General features: G+C 64.7%; 14 protein-coding genes. 7 read left to right on the top strand and 7 right to left on the bottom strand.

From position 1 onward, the window contains the following. Positions 1-6 precede the first annotated feature (6 nt). On the top strand, positions 7-855 hold the full coding sequence (locus tag EL2594_RS12665) for a diacylglycerol kinase family protein (RefSeq protein WP_011415489.1): 849 nt from the start codon (positions 7-9) through the stop codon (positions 853-855). Further along, complete coding sequence (locus tag EL2594_RS12660) at positions 852-1,706, top strand: metallophosphoesterase family protein (protein ID WP_011415488.1); 855 nt, start codon at positions 852-854, stop codon at positions 1,704-1,706. Before EL2594_RS12665 ends, EL2594_RS12660 begins: the two co-directional genes overlap by 4 nt. Positions 1,707-1,781: 75 nt before the next feature. Here the strand turns inward: EL2594_RS12660 and rpsI are convergent, their stop codons facing one another. The 4 genes from rpsI to EL2594_RS12640 all read right to left on the bottom strand — a co-directional run bounded on the left by rpsI (position 1,782) and on the right by EL2594_RS12640 (position 4,516). Further along, the gene (gene rpsI / locus EL2594_RS12655) at positions 1,782-2,249 is read right to left on the bottom strand and encodes a 30S ribosomal protein S9 (RefSeq protein ID WP_081432356.1); all 468 of its coding nucleotides are present in this window, start codon (positions 2,247-2,249) and stop codon (positions 1,782-1,784) included. A gap of 242 nt (positions 2,250-2,491) precedes the next feature. Beyond that, positions 2,492-2,971, bottom strand: a complete 480-nt coding sequence (gene rplM, locus EL2594_RS12650) for a 50S ribosomal protein L13 (protein WP_011415486.1) — start codon at positions 2,969-2,971, stop codon at positions 2,492-2,494. Positions 2,972-3,134: 163 nt separating this feature from the next. Continuing rightward, positions 3,135-3,452 carry a divalent-cation tolerance protein CutA gene (gene cutA, locus EL2594_RS12645; RefSeq protein ID WP_011415485.1) on the bottom strand — a complete coding sequence of 106 codons (318 nt, stop codon included), beginning with the start codon at positions 3,450-3,452 and terminating at the stop codon, positions 3,135-3,137. Further along, positions 3,449-4,516, bottom strand: a complete 1,068-nt coding sequence (locus tag EL2594_RS12640; RefSeq protein ID WP_041685345.1) for a COX15/CtaA family protein — start codon at positions 4,514-4,516, stop codon at positions 3,449-3,451. The genes cutA and EL2594_RS12640 overlap by 4 nt, the downstream gene beginning before the upstream one ends. A 94-nt stretch (positions 4,517-4,610) precedes the next feature. On the opposite strand from EL2594_RS12640, the gene EL2594_RS12635 reads away from it, so the two are divergent. The 4 genes from EL2594_RS12635 to EL2594_RS12620 all read left to right on the top strand — a co-directional run bounded on the left by EL2594_RS12635 (position 4,611) and on the right by EL2594_RS12620 (position 6,995). Next, entirely contained in the window at positions 4,611-4,994 is a 384-nt protein-coding gene (locus tag EL2594_RS12635) for a MerC domain-containing protein (protein ID WP_011415483.1), read from the top strand. Between the two features lie 17 nt (positions 4,995-5,011). Continuing rightward, positions 5,012-6,010, top strand: coding sequence for a sulfur carrier protein ThiS (gene thiS / locus EL2594_RS12630; RefSeq protein WP_011415482.1), 999 nt, complete (start codon positions 5,012-5,014; stop codon positions 6,008-6,010). A gap of 146 nt (positions 6,011-6,156) precedes the next feature. Continuing rightward, positions 6,157-6,327, top strand: coding sequence for a hypothetical protein (locus EL2594_RS12625; RefSeq protein ID WP_011415481.1), 171 nt, complete (start codon positions 6,157-6,159; stop codon positions 6,325-6,327). Between the two features lie 140 nt (positions 6,328-6,467). Then, entirely contained in the window at positions 6,468-6,995 is a 528-nt protein-coding gene (locus tag EL2594_RS12620) for a hypothetical protein (RefSeq protein ID WP_011415480.1), read from the top strand. A gap of 227 nt (positions 6,996-7,222) precedes the next feature. On the opposite strand, the gene EL2594_RS12615 is transcribed toward EL2594_RS12620, so the two are convergent. From EL2594_RS12615 to EL2594_RS12605, 3 genes are all read right to left on the bottom strand, one after another. Then, positions 7,223-9,034: an AMP-dependent synthetase/ligase gene (locus EL2594_RS12615; RefSeq protein WP_011415479.1), complete on the bottom strand. Its 1,812-nt coding sequence runs from the start codon at positions 9,032-9,034 to the stop codon at positions 7,223-7,225. An 86-nt stretch (positions 9,035-9,120) separates the two neighbouring features. After that, positions 9,121-10,851: a gamma-glutamyltransferase gene (gene ggt / locus EL2594_RS12610; protein ID WP_011415478.1), complete on the bottom strand. Its 1,731-nt coding sequence runs from the start codon at positions 10,849-10,851 to the stop codon at positions 9,121-9,123. Positions 10,852-10,862: 11 nt separating this feature from the next. Then, positions 10,863-11,894, bottom strand: coding sequence for a quinone-dependent dihydroorotate dehydrogenase (locus tag EL2594_RS12605; protein ID WP_011415477.1), 1,032 nt, complete (start codon positions 11,892-11,894; stop codon positions 10,863-10,865). A gap of 282 nt (positions 11,895-12,176) precedes the next feature. Between EL2594_RS12605 and EL2594_RS12600 the strand changes: the two genes are divergently transcribed. Continuing rightward, entirely contained in the window at positions 12,177-14,036 is a 1,860-nt protein-coding gene (locus EL2594_RS12600; RefSeq protein WP_011415476.1) for a DUF885 domain-containing protein, read from the top strand. Positions 14,037-14,050: the final 14 nt, after the last annotated feature.

The following is a 14,050-nucleotide window of genomic DNA, read 5'->3' as shown; positions in this document are numbered from 1 at the left end:
CCGGTAATGACCGGATTTTCAAACGCTTTGCTGGTTATCAATCGCCGGAGCGGCAGCCATTCGGAGGGCGTGGAACGCGATCTTCTCGACGGCTTTGCAGCGGCCGGGATCGCTTCGAGCCAGGTCCTCGACTGCAGTGAAGCAACCCTGGACCTGCGGGACTACGTAACTGCCGAGGGCTTCGACCTGGTGGCCGTCCACGGCGGCGACGGGACGATGAACTCGATTGTCGGACAATTGCGGGGCTGGGATGGATCGATCCTGCCGTTGCCGGGCGGCACCTCCAACCTGCTGTGCAAACGCTGGTGGTCCGAATGCGACAGCGCCGCCATCATGGCGAAGCTGGCCAGCGGGGCATTGGTGCCGCGCATGCCCGAATGTATCGAAGGGCGCGACTGGATCGCGCTGGCCGAAGTGCTGGCGGGGCCGGGCGCGCGCTGGGCCGAAGTGCGCGAGGACATGCGCGACGGCGATATCCTCGCGGCTGCGGCCGAATCGATCGATGCTATCGACAACAGCCGCAACGGGCCGCTTGTCCGCATCACCGAACCGGAACTGGGGCGCGCGTCGGGCTATGCCGGTATCCTGCTCTCGCTTACCGAAGCCGGTATGCAGGTGCGCGCCTATCGCATCGAAGGTCTCGACGAATTCGTGCGGCAAGGTGCGGCCATTATCGGACGCAATTTCCGCGACGGACCGCATGACGATCTTGGCACTGCAAGAGAGGTGCTCTTTCAGTCCACCCGGGATGACGGCATCGAGCTGATGATCGACGGGGAGCGGTTCGAAGGCCAGCCGGAAGAGCGATTTTCGCTTGCGCCGCTGGGGGTGACGCTGCTTGGACCGCGCGCATGACCGACGCACTCATATTCCACCTGTCCGATATCCACTTCGGGCTTGAGGACAACCAGGCGCTCGATTGGGTGCAGCAGGAGATCGCCGAGCTTCGCCCCGATGCCGTCGCCATTACCGGCGACCTGACCATGCGCGCCCGCCACCGTGAATTCGACGCCGCCACAAAGTGGATCAGGGGTCTTGGCGTGCCCGTCACGGTCGAGGTGGGCAATCACGACATGCCCTATTTCAACCCTATCGAGCGGTTCTTCGACCCTTATCGCCGGTTTCGCGGGATGCAGGACTTGGTGGAGAAGGAGATCGACCTGCCGGACATTGCGATCGTTCCGCTCAAAACCGCGGTCCGGGCGCAGCCGCGACTGAACTGGTCGAAGGGCTGGGTGACGCAGACGGCGCTCGACAAGTGCCTCGCCGCGGTGGACGCGCTTCCGCCAGGCACGCAGGCGCTGGTAGCGGTACACCATCCGCTGCGCGAAGTCGGCACCGAAGGCACGGCGCTGACACGCAACGGCACGAAGGCGCTGCGCGAACTGGCGACGCGCCCGGTGGCGGCGGTCATCAGCGGCCATGTCCATGATGCCTTCGACATCGTCGAGCAGACCGATCGCGGGCCGGTGCGCATGATAGGCGCGGGCACCTTGTCGAAGCGGACCCGCTCGACCCCGCCCAGCTTCAACGAATTGCGCTGGAATGGCAGCGAACTGACCGTGCGGGTGCGCAATCTCGACGATATCGAGAGCCGCGACATGATGATCGAGGACGTGCCCGAAGATGCGACCCCGCCACGCCGACCGGGAGAACCGGTTGCTCCCGTACGGCAGGTCCCGCGCACCGATCCGCCGGTTCACTAGGTTTCCCGACCCGGCTTGAATCAAAAAGGGCGGCCCGACAGGACCGCCCTTCGTGATGTTCGGCAGCCCGAAGACTTAGCGTTTCGAGAACTGGAAGCTGCGGCGTGCCTTGGCGCGACCGTACTTCTTGCGCTCGACCACGCGGCTGTCGCGGGTCAGGAAGCCGGCAGCCTTGATCGTGCTGCGCAGTTCCGGCTCGTACTTGCTCAATGCCTGGCTGATGCCGTGCTTCACCGCCCCTGCCTGCCCCGAGAGACCGCCGCCGCGGACGGTGGCGACGACGTCGTACTGGCCCTGGCGCTCGGTGATGGTGAAGGGCTGGTCGATGATCAGACGCAACGTCGGGCGCGCGAAATAGACTTCCTGCTCCTTGCCGTTAACGGTGACCTTGCCCTTGCCCGGTTTGATCCAGACGCGGGCGACGGCGTCTTTACGACGACCCGTGGCGTAGGCGCGGCCTTCCTTGTCGAGCTCCTGCTCGCGCAGCGGCGCGGTGCTGGCAGCGATCGCGGCGGCATCGCCCTCGGGCGCGTCACCGGCGATATTGCCGAGATCGGCGAGATCGGAGACGCTGTCGGTCTTCTTCTCTTCGGCTTTCTCGTCCGCCTTTTCCTCGGACTTTGCCTCGGCTTTTTCAGCCGGAGCTTCTGCGGCAGGCTTTTCGCCAGCCTTCGCCTCTTCCTTGGCGCCGGCCTTGGCGTCTTCCGCCTTGGGAGCTTCGGTTTCCGGAGTCTCGGTTGCCGGGGTGTCGGCCGCCTGCTCTTCGGTCTTCTTCTTGTCAGCCATTACGCGGAGACCTTGTTCTTGCGATTCATGGAAGCGACGTCGAGCACTTCGGGCTTCTGGCCGTCATGCGGATGCTCGGTGCCGGCATAGATGTGCAGGGCGCGCATCTGGTCGCGGCCCAGCGGACCGCGCGGAATCATGCGCTGGATGGCCTTTTCGATCACACGCTCGGGGAAGCGGCCTTCCAGCACCTTGGCCGGGGTCGTTTCCTTGATGCCGCCGGGGTGGCCGGTGTGCTTGTAATAGACCTTGTCGGTCATCTTGTTGCCGGTGAACTTCACCTTGTCGGCATTGAGGATGATGACATGGTCGCCGCAATCGACATGCGGGGTGAAGCTGGGCTTGTGCTTGCCGCGCAGGATGCTGGCGACGATCGCTGCGAGGCGACCGACGACCAGGCCTTCGGCGTCAATCAGGTGCCACTTCTTTTCGACCTCGGCCGGTTTGATCGACCGGGTGGTCTTCGTAAGAGCCTTCATGGCTGATCTCGTTCCTTAGTGTTCGTGCTGCCGGGGCCGGAGCCGCGGCGTGGGTGCGCGAATCCTCTTGCGAGGCATCGCTCAGGGCGCGGCAAATGGTCGCAAACGCGCTGAAGGTCAAGCATTCATGCGGGTTTGCGGAGAGGTAAAATAATACCGTGTGCTATTGGGCGGGCCTGAGCGCACCAAGCCAGGCCGTGGTCGCCGCGCCTGCCGCATCGCATTTCCACCCGAGCACGGCGGGCGTATCGTAAGGATGCAGGCTTTCGAGACGGGCGACCGCAGCGTCCAGCACGCTGGCTTCCGTCTTCATCAGCACGGCGATTTCCTCGCCGCTCCCGCGCTCGCCGTTCCACTCGTAGAGCGATTCCATCGCGCCCAGCAGGTTGGCGCAGGCGATCAGCTTTTCGTCGAGCAATTGCGTGGCGACCTGCCGGGCGGTTTCCCGGTCGGGGAAGGGCGCGTAGATCAGCGCGCTCATGCGGCCTCGGTCTTGCGCGCCGTGCCGATGGCATGCGCCGCCCAAGCGGTCGAGATCACCAGCAGCGCGCCGGTAAGCTGGTGCGCGACCGCGATCCATAGCGAGACTTCGCTCAGCACCGTCGCGATGCCGAGCACGACCATGGTTCCGAAGGCGGAATGCACCGCGATCGACGCACGGCGGTCGAACGGGCGGACCTTGCGCGCCAGGACGACGAGCGCAATCACAGCGACCCACGCCCACCAGCGGTGGAGGAAATGCAGCAGGAAGGGATCGTGCGTCAGTGCCCACAGCCATCCCCTGGTGAGATCGGGCTGCGGCAGGAGCCCGCCATTCATCATCGGCCAGCTGTAAGACGCATGCCCGGCATTGAGCCCGGCGACCCATGCGCCGAGCAGGATCTGGATGAAGAGGATGATCGAAGCCATCCACGCGACGCCGGTGAAGCGCGCAGGCCGCGCATCGGGCACGCGCGCCAGTCGCCGCAAGTCGAGCGCGGTCCAGACCAGCCCCGCAAGCAGGAAAAGCGCAGTCAACAAATGTGCCGATAGCCGGAAATGGCTGACATCGGTCAGGTCGGTCCCGACACCTGAGGCGACCATGTACCAGCCGAGCGCACCCTGCCCGCAGATCAGCGCGAAGAGGGCGAGCAGCCGCCCCCTGTAGCCCGCCGGGATCATGCCCCTGATCCAGAACCACATCATCGGCAGCAGGAAAGCGAGGCCGATCACCCGCCCCAGGATGCGGTGAAACCATTCCCAGAAATAAATGAACTTGAAAGCGGCCAGGTCCATTCCGGCCGGCCCGCTCTCGAGGCGATATTCTCCGGTCTGGCGATAAAGGTCGAACTCGGCCTGCCAGGCGCTTTCGGACAGCGGCGGGAGGATGCCGGACACCACGCTCCAATGCGTGATCGAAAGGCCGCTTTCCGTCAGCCGGGTGATCCCGCCTATTGCGACGATCGTCACGACCAGGCCGGCAACGACCCACAGCCAACGGGCCAGCGCCATCGGCGCGGCGCGGGCTTTCCGCGAGACCGGGGGAACTTGGGACAAAGTCGCCATGCGCTCTCCAATGGTCGCGCGCGGTGCAGGTTTCAAGGCGGTTTGCGCGCAACAGAGCTTGCGAAAAGATACATCATCACATAGATGGAGCGCCGTGAGTCATCCGCCGTCCTCGTCCCAGCCATCGCTGCGCGCGCGCCTCGACCGCGCGGGCATCGTGCTGTCGAGCCTGTGCCTGGTGCATTGCCTCGCCAGCATCGCCGTCGTCGCGACACTTGGCCTCGGCGGGCAGTGGCTGCTCGCGCCGGAAATTCACCGCTGGGGTCTCGCCCTCGCGGTGGTGATCGCGGGCGTGGCCATCGGCTGGGGCGCCTTGCGCCATCGCCAGCGCACGCCTTTCGTCGTGGCCATGGTCGGCCTCACCTTCATGGGCGGAGCGCTCGCCGCGCCGCACGGACTGCAGGAGGCCGTTCTCACCATCATCGGCGTCGTGCTGGTCTCGATCGGCCATATCCTCAACTTGCGTCGCGCGCATTGAACGCTATCTCGCTCGCCATGAGCGACCAGCTGACACTCACCGTCAACGGCGACACCCGCCGCACCTCCGCCGCCACCATCGCCGCGCTCGTGCGCGAGCTCGACCTCGAACCGACCAAGGTGGCTGTCGAGCACAATGGCGCCATCGCGCCGCGTTCGCAGCTGGAGGATATTGCTCTCAGCGAAGGCGACGTGCTGGAGATCGTGCACTTCGTCGGCGGGGGCGAAGACGGAGCAGGACGCGGCGAAAGCGATACGTGGACCGTCGCGGGGCAAACCTTCCGCTCACGCCTGATCGTCGGCACCGGCAAATACAAGGATTTCGAACAGAACGCCGCCGCCGTCGAAGCTGCGGGAGCGGAAATCGTCACAGTGGCGGTGCGGCGGGTCAATGTCAGCGATCCCAAGGCGCCGATGCTGACCGACTACATTGACCCCAAAAAGGTCACCTACCTGCCCAACACCGCCGGCTGTTTCACCGCAGACGACGCCATCCGCACCCTGCGGCTGGCGCGCGAGGCGGGCGGCTGGGACCTCGTGAAACTCGAGGTGCTGGGCGAAGCGCGCACGCTCTACCCCAACATGGTCGAAACCATCCGCGCCTGCGAAGTGCTGGCGAAAGAGGGCTTCCACCCGATGGTCTACTGCACCGACGATCCCATTGCGGCGAAGCAGCTCGAAGATGCTGGAGCCGTCGCGATCATGCCGTTGGGCGCGCCGATTGGTTCGGGGCTCGGTATCCAGAACCGCGTGACCATCCGGCTGATTGTGGAAGGCGCCAGTGTGCCGGTGCTGGTCGATGCCGGGGTCGGCACGGCCAGCGATGCCGCCGTTGCGATGGAACTGGGCTGCGATGGCGTGCTGATGAACACGGCCATCGCCGAAGCGAAAGATCCGCCGCGCATGGCGCGGGCGATGAAACTGGCGGTGGAATCCGGGCGCGAGGCCTATCTTGCCGGCCGCATGGCAACGCGGAAATATGCCGATCCTTCCAGCCCGCTTGCCGGTTTGATCTGATCGTCGCATTGCAGACCCATCTTGTCGCTAGAGCAGGAACGGCCAGTGATCTAAAACATTGAATTAGCAGGTCGATCATACGACGACCTGCCGCTTCCGGCTTCCCCAAGGCGCGATGCGGCTCCCCCGAAGACAGGAGCACGATCATGGGCGAACTTAAAGACAAAGCCAAAGGCGCCGCCAACAAGGCCGCAGGCAAGGTGAAGCAGCAGTCTTTCGATCCCGAAACGCGGGCAGAAGGCGTGGCGCAGGAAAACAAGGGCCGCGCGCAATCGGTGAAGGGCGAAGCCAAGGGCGCGATGGGCGACAAGGTCTGACGCCAACCGGCCATTGCGCTAGAACGGGCCGCTCCTTAGGGGGCGGCCTTTTTCGTGCGCCCGGCAAACAATGCGCCATGCGTATAACGCGTTGTTAACCATCTTGCGCGACAGTTCCCCTGCAACAAGGGAACTCGATCATGGCTACCACCGGCATCCAGTCGCTCAGCATCGCGGAAATGCGCGAGTTTGCGAATTTCACGCCGTGCGAACAGCGCTACATCCGCCGCAGCCTCGATATCGGCCTCGGCCGCTGCGACGCCTTCAAGGTGTGGGCACGCGACGCCGAAGAGAACATCGCCATCCGCAGCCAGTATGTCGCTTACCAGGATCTCAAGGCGCTGCGCGAACAGCTCGCACATGTCGGCCCGGGCGACCGGCTCGACCTGTTTCTCGGCACGCTGATCCATGTCGCGACCTTCGATCTCGGCCAGGACAAGCTCGAAGGCTTCTCTGCCTTCCGTTTCCTCTACGAACGCCTGCTCGGCGCCGATGTGCGCCCCTGGCTGCCCAGCGCCTTCGTCGGCGCCGCCGCCCTGCCCGACATCCGCCCCGAACGCCGCAAGATCCTGCTGCAGAGCTTAAGCGAAGCCGCCGCCACCGCGCCCGGCTGGTCGAGTCAGGCCCCGAGCTTCTTTCCGGAGTTTATCGAGGCGGAAGCGGCGTAGTTTGGTTGGCCTCAAGCGCCGGCGGGGCCATCCGGCCCCTTAGGCTTCCGCGCCAGTGGGCGCGACGGCCGGTCGGCCTTTGGCTGCCGCGACCAAGCATCACGTCCTAATTAGAAGCGCTGGTTCGGTACGCGACCAGCGGACCGCAAGGGCGACCGCCCGCCCGCAGCGGGCGCGGCTTGCCGCGCGTCTAGCGAGGACGAACCCGCGGATGCGGGTTCAAAACATTAGGATCTATACAACCCGTCCAGCCGCTCCTGGTACCGCTGCCGGATCACGTGGCGGCGGATTTTCATGCTGGGGGTCATTTCCTCGTTCTCGATGGTGAAGGCTTCGTCGGCGAAGGCAAAGCCGCGCACCTTCTCGATCACGCTGAGGTCCTGGTTAGTGCGGTCTACCGCGGCGCGCACGGCGGTGCGGAATTCGGGCAGTTCCTGCAGCTCTTTCAGGTCAAACTTTTTGTCGTTGGCCTTGGCCCATTCGAGCGCCCATTCGGCATCGGGCACGATAAGGCCGACGATGTAAGGCCGCTTGTCGCCCGCAACCATCGCCTGCCCGATCTCGGGCTGCAGGGTCAGCATGCCTTCGACCTTCTGCGGGGCGATGTTGTCGCCCTTGTCGTTGACGATCATGTCCTTCTTGCGATCGGTGATGACGATGCGCCCGGCGTCGTCGAGATGGCCGATATCGCCGGTGTGGAGCCATCCGTCCCTGAGCGTCCGCTCGGTTTCGGCCTCGTTCTGCCAGTATCCCTTCATCACCAGCTCGCCGCGCACCAGCAGCTCGCCATCCTCGGCAACTTTGACCTCCACCCCCTGCATCGGCGGGCCGACGGTATCCATCTTGAGGCCCGCCCGCGGCCTGTTGCAGCTAATCACCGGTCCGGCTTCGGTCTGGCCATAGCCCTGCAGCATGGTCAGCCCCATCGATTCGAAGAACACGCCGACTTCGGGGTTGAGAGGCGCCCCGCCGGACACCATCGCCTTGATCCGGCCGCCGAAGCGCTGGCGTATCTTGGGGCGCAGCGTGCGCTCGAGGATCGCGTTCATGGGCCCGTCGAGCAGCTTGCGGTGGCCTTCAGCGCGCCGCTCGCCAATCTCCAGCGCCTTGTCCATCAGGAAATTGGCCGTGCCGCCCTGCTTGCTGACCTGTTTCATGATGCGCGTGCGCAGCACTTCGAACAGGCGCGGGACGACGACCATGATGGTGGGGCGGGTTTCCTCGAGATTGCTGGCGAGCTTTTCCAGTCCTTCGGAATAATAGATCTGCGCGCCGACGCCGATGGGCAGGAACTGCCCGCCGGTATGTTCATAAGCATGGCTTAGCGGCAGGAAGGACAGGAAACGCTCCTCGTCGTCGAGCCCGAAATCGCTCATCAGGATTTCCGCTGCGCCGGTGACATTGCACAGGATCGCGCCGTGATGCTGCAGCACGCCGCGCGGCGCGCCGCCCGTGCCGCTGGTGTAGATGATGCAGGCGGTGGTCTCGCGCGTCACGCCCTTCATCCGCTCTTCGACCGCCGTGCGCGCCGTTGCCGCATCGCCTTGCAGCAGATTATCCCACCGATGGACGATTTCCGACCCGGCGGACTGGTGCGAGCGGATCGAATCGATGGCGATCACATGCTCGGCGATGCCGGTGCGCATGATCGCGGGGAGCAGCGGATCGGAAAGCTTGTCGTTGGAAACGATCACCGCCTTGGCCCCCGAATTGTCGAGGATGTGCATGTGATCGCGCTGGGTATTGGTGGTGTAGGCCGGAACGGTGATGCAGCCTGCCGCCATAATGGCGAGGTCGGCGATGCACCATTCGGGCCGGTTCTCGCTGACCAGCATGACCCGGTCGCCATCCTTCAGGCCTAGACCGCGCAGGCCCTCCGCGAGGATGCACACCTTCTCCGCCGCTTCGCGCCAACTTTGCGTCTGCCATGCGCCGTCGCGCTTGGCGCCGAGGAACGGCTCGTCGCCCTTGCCATCGGCGCGCTTGAGGAAAAGTTCGACGAGATTGTCGGCGGTTTCGATATCGCCCAGTTGCACCATCAAGCGCTCCTGCTCCGAAGGAAAATTGTTGCTGTTGTAACTATCGCGGCGCTTCTAGGGGGCTGCTGCCGTAGCGGCAAGCCGGATCACTCTGGCCCCGGCATGGCCAGCAGCGGGTCTAGCCGCAGGTCGTGCCGCGCGACCCAGCCTTGCGGCGTGCGCATTGCGGCATTGGTGCGGAAGAGGAAGCCGCTGGTGACGACCTGCTCGTGGCCGAGCGCGTTGAGCGCCGGGATCGCCCCGGCCAGCCACGTGTCTTCCTCCACGATGACCCGGTCGCCGAAGGCCATGATCATCGGCAGGGCGAGCGCGTCTTCCAGCTCCATCCCGAAGTCGATCACGCCGATGATCGAGCGCGCGGTCTGGATCGGGATGGTCGGGCCGCCGGCGGCCCCGATGGCGAGCAGCGGCTTGCCTTGCGGATCGTAGACGACCGTCGGCGCCATCGAGCTGCGCGGCCGCTTGCCGCCTTCGACCCTATTGGCGACCGGCACGCCGTCGCGTTCCGGGCGGAAGCTGAAATCGGTCAGCTCGTTGTTGAGGTAGAAACCGCCATACATGTAGCCCGAACCGAAGGCGCCCTCGATGGTGGAGGTGTAACTGACCATGGTGCCGTCGGGGCCAACCGCGACCAGATGCGTCGTACCGCTGTCGGGATAGTGCTCGCCGGTGGCGCGGGCCTGCGGAGCGCGCGGGGGCTGGCCGGCCTCGACTTCATCGGTGCGCGCTGCGGGATCGATCAATTGCGAGCGCGCGGCAAGATAGGCCGGAGCGACGAGCCCTTCGACTGGTACGTCCACGAAGTCGCTGTCGCCGGTGTAGAGTTCGCGATCGGCATAGGCGAGGCGCTGCGACTCAACGAACAGGTGCCAGACTTCGGGCGATTGCGCTCCCATCGCCGCAAGGTCGAAACGTTCGAGCTGCTTGAGGATCTGGATGACCGCGATGCCGCCGGAAGAGGGCGGGCCCATGCCGCAGACCTTGTGTCGGCGATAGGTGCCGCAAACGGCAGGTCGCTCTTTCGACGAGTACGTCGCGACGTCCTCGGTCGTCATCTTGCCTTCGCGCGGTGTGGCGGCGGCAACGGTCTCTGCGAGGCCTGCGCCGAATTCGCTGTCGTAGAACCATTCCGGCCCGTTCGCGGCGATGGCTTCGAGCGTCTGCGCCAATTCTTCCTGCACGATGCGCGCGCCGACTGCCTTGGGCATCTCGTCATCGGCGTAAAAAGTTGCCCTGCCGCCTTCTGTCAGCCCGGCGCGATCGGCATAGCCGTCGAGCGAAGCATTGAGGCGCGGATTGAGGACGAAGCCCTCGCGTGCCAGCCGGATCGCCGGCTCGAACAGCGTCGCCCAAGGCAGCTTGCCGTGCTCGTCATGCGCGCGCCGGGCGACGTCGATATTGCCCGGCACGCCGATGCTGAGGCCCGACAGTACCGCTTCGCGGCCCGGCAGGGGCTCACCGTCTTCGCCGAGGAACCAGTCGGGTGTCGCTCCTGCGGGGGCCGTCTCGCGCCCGTCGTAACTGGTGACGGTCCCGTCGGGCGACCCGCGCACGATGAAGCCACCGCCGCCGATGCCCGAACTTTGCGGTTCGACCACCGTCAGCGCGATCATCGTGGCAATGGCGGCATCGGTCGCGCTGCCGCCGCGGCGCAACATCTCTTCCCCCGCAGCCGTGGCGCGCGGATCGGCCGAGGCGACCGTTCCTGCGAAGGCAGGCGCAGCCTGCTGCGCAACAACCGGCTCTTCGGCATAGGCATTGGCGCATCCGACAAGGGCAAGCGCGGCGAGAGAGGCGAGGATTTGGCGAATTGTCATGGCAAGGCGTGCTATTCGCTTCCGACCGCTTCTTCAATCGAAGCCATGCCGTGTTCGCGCAATTTGCGCGAAAGCCCGCGCGCGATGGAGCGCCCGAGGCCGGGGCCCTCGTAGACCATCGCCGAATACACCTGCACGAGGCTCGCCCCTGCGCGAATGCGTTCCCACGCGTCGTCTATAGTGGCTATCCCGCCTACGCCGACCAGCGGAATAGCTCCGCCAGTGGCGCTGCGGAAGTCGCGCAAACGCTGGAGCGCGAGCGGTTTGAGGGGCGCGCCGGAGAGGCCTCCCGTCTCGTCGCGATCGCGCGATTGGAGATCGGGCCGGAAGATGGTGGTGTTCGAGACGATCAGCGCACCGAGGCCCTTGTCGATCGCGATCCGCGCAATCGCATCGACATCGGCAGGCTCGAGGTCGGGCGCGACCTTGAGGAAGACCGGCGGACCGTCGGCACCGGGCGCTTCCATCACCGCGTCGAGCAGTCCGGTCAGCGCCCCTTCGTCCTGCAGCGCGCGCAGGCCCGGCGTGTTGGGGCTGGAGATATTGGCGGTGAGATAGCTTGCATAAGGCGCCATGCGGCGGACCATGGTCGCGTAATCGGCGATGCGATCATCCGAATCCTTGTTCGCCCCGACATTGATGCCGATCACGCCGCCCTTCGCCGCGCGGGCCCTCAGCCGTCGCTCCGCCACATCGGCCCCCGCATTGTTGAACCCCATGCGATTGATAACCGCCCGGTCGCGGCTCAGCCGGAACAGGCGCGGTTTCGGATTGCCCTCCTGCGGGCGGGGTGTGATCGAGCCGACTTCGACGAAGCCGAAGCCGAGGCCCAGCAGGGCATCGGGCACTTCGGCATCCTTGTCGTAACCGGCCGCGACGCCGACCGGATTGGGGAAGCGGATGCCGGCGACTTTGACGGACAGCGAAGCGTCGGAGTGGCGGCTGTGCGGCAACGGCGCCAGCTTGAGCGCTTCGATCGAAAACCGGTGCGCTCTTTCCGGATCGAGCGCGTGTATGGCAGGGCGGATGAGCGAAAAAAGCATGCGTGCGCGCCCTATGGCCCGCAATTCCGCATCTGTCGAGCAAGGCCCGGCTGCGGATATATTGCCCGGAAAACCGGACAATTTCGGTTTTGTCGTTTCCATACAATCCCCGAATCGGGGGCTTTGCTAGCTAGCTCCTGCGACCCGAAGGGCTCGAGGCAGCAATGCAACGAGTTCCTCAACTTCAAAGGGCGGTTCTCGATTTATCGGGGGCCGCCCCTTTTTTTGTGCCGCGCATTGCCATAACCGTATTCCGGTTCGTACCCGCGACGGAGACAGCACATGAAAATTTTTTTCCTTCTCGCCACTTCCGCAGCAGCGATCGCTCTAGGCGGCTGCGCTTCCCCCTACGCCTCGGACGAGCCGGTTGCGACGGCTTCGGCAACGGCCACCGCCACTGCCGCGACTGAGGCTCCCGCCGCGCAATCCCAGGATATCAACGCGTTCTTCGATGCCTATGATGCGGCGCAGCTTGAGCTGTCCCCGCTGGGCAAGGCCTATCGCGGGATTCGGGACGAGGATTACGGCGAGTGGGGCGATTATTCGGATGCCGGCGAGAAGGAGCAGTACGACCTTCTTCAGGAAAGCGCCGCGCGGATGCGTGCCGCTTACGATGTCACGGAACTGAGCGAGCAGGATGCGCTGTCCTATCGCCTGTTCGACGCCATGGCCAAGCGCAGCGCCTCGCTTTGGCCCTACCGCGACAACGACTACATCTTCGACCAGATGAACGGCGCACAAAGCCGCCTGCCCGCCTTCCTCATCAACATCCACCGGGTTGCCGATGAGAGCCATGCGGCGGATTACGTCAGCCGCATAGAAGGCATGGCCGAAGTGCTGGATACACTCACCGCCGAAGCGCGCGAGCGGGCCGACATGGGAGTGATGCCGCCAGACTGGGTCTATCCCTACGTCATCTCGGATATCGAGAATCTCACGGCAGAAGGCAGCAGCAATGCGATCCTCGATGATTTCGCCGCCAAGGTCGCGGCGCTCGAGATCGCCGACGAAGCCAAGGCCGACCTGGTCGACGCCGCTGCCGTGGCGTGGAACGACGAAGCGCGACCGGCCTATCTCCGACTTCTGGCCGAGATGAAGCGGCAGCAGGCGACCGCACCCGATGCGGACGGAATCTGGCGCCTGCCCAACGGCGCGGCCTATTACGAAGCATTGCTCGCCAATTACACCACCACCGATCTGACCGCCGACGAGATCCACAATATCGGCCTGCGCGAAGTCGAGCGGATCCATGGCGAGATGCGGGCGATCATGGACAAGGTCGGCTTCGAAGGCTCGCTGCAGGACTTCTTCCGCTACACCCGCACCGACGACCGCTTCTTCTACACCAGTCGCGAAGACTATCTCGCCGACGCCAATGCGGTGCTCGACCGGATGGAAGCCAAACTGCCAAAATATTTCGGCGTGCTGCCCAAGGCACCGATGGTCATCAAGCCGGTCGAGGCCTTCCGCGAAAAGAGCGCGGGCAAGGCCTTCTACCAGAGCCCGGCACCCGATGGATCGCGCCCCGGCACCTATTACGTCAATCTCTACAATCTGCGCGATATGTCGAAAAACGAGCTGGAAGCGCTCGCCTATCACGAGGGCTCACCTGGCCACCACCTGCAGCGCGCGCTCCAGACCGAACTCGGCGACCTGCCGCCTTTCCGCCGCTTCGGCGGCGTCACCGCCTATACCGAGGGCTGGGGGCTCTATTCGGAAGAATTGGGCAAGGACATGGGCTTCTATACCGATCCCTATTCCGATTTCGGGCGGCTGGGGATGGAACTGTGGAGAGCCTGTCGGCTGGTTGTCGATACCGGCATCCACGACAAGCGCTGGAGCCGCGAGAAGGCGATCCAGTACCTGACCGACAATACGCCCAATCCCGATGGCGATATCCGCAAGGCGATCGAGCGCTATATCGTCTATCCGGGGCAGGCCACGGCCTACATGATCGGCAAGCTCAAGATCATGGAGCTGCGCGAGAAGGCACGGTCCGAGTTGGGCGATGATTTCGACATACGCGGTTTCCACGACACCGTGCTCAAGAGCGGGCCGGTGCCGCTGTCGATCCTCGAAGAAAATATCGACGGCTGGATCGCCCGCGAAAAGATGATGGACAAGGCGACTATGGGAGAGTGATCGCGGGTTTGACG

Origin of the sequence: Erythrobacter litoralis HTCC2594 (assembly GCF_000013005.1) — a bacterium.
GTDB classification, from domain to species: Bacteria; Pseudomonadota; Alphaproteobacteria; order Sphingomonadales; family Sphingomonadaceae; genus Parerythrobacter; species Parerythrobacter litoralis_A.
Note: the sequence above shows the minus strand (reverse complement) of the source record. Positions and strands in the feature narration are given on the sequence as shown.